Source organism: Alteromonas sp. G4i13, assembly GCF_054960505.1.
Map to the genome: position 1 here is coordinate 1 of NZ_JBHNYX010000122.1, position 596 is coordinate 596.

The 596-nt window shown below is 49.2% G+C and carries 1 protein-coding gene; it reads right to left on the bottom strand.

What is annotated here, in order from left to right:
* On the bottom strand, positions 1–596 hold a 596-nt coding region (locus ACFI6J_RS21565; RefSeq protein WP_462574707.1), incomplete at both ends, for a Tn3 family transposase.

The window sequence follows — 596 nt, forward strand, 5'->3', positions numbered from 1 at the left end:
TCAAACAGATCATTGATGACACTACTGAACTGCGCGTATCGCGGTGCAAAACTGTAACCGCATAGATCCAGTAAGGCGAAGTTAACATGATTGACACCGTGTGTATCTGTCGAGAGTACGTCAGGTTTGATTTCACTGCTGTTGGATTGTAACAGGTCATAAATATAGTGTGATTCGTGCTCGTTGGAACCGATGATCCGAGCATTGAGGGCGCTGTGGTTGGCCACCAGTGTCATGGCCGTGATCCCTTTGTTGGTGCCGAAATACTTAGAGGAGTACCGGGTTTTAAAGGTTTCCAGATGGGTTTCGAATTTCTGACCATCCGCACTGGCATGCAGCTGGTCCTCCTGAATATGGTAGTGGCGGAAGATGGGTAGCGCTGCAACCGCATTATTGATCACGTCGCTGGCGTCATGCAGCGTTTCAGGCCGGATATAGTTGGCCTGCACCGTACTCAGGTGTTCATAGCTTCGATCGGAGATCTGCGCCATGCCATACACACCACGGTGAGTGGCGTTGGCAATCAGAATGGCCAGTAAATCATCCTGATGAGTGAACCCTTGTTTTTGTATCGGAAGTACATGAGTCAGACATTT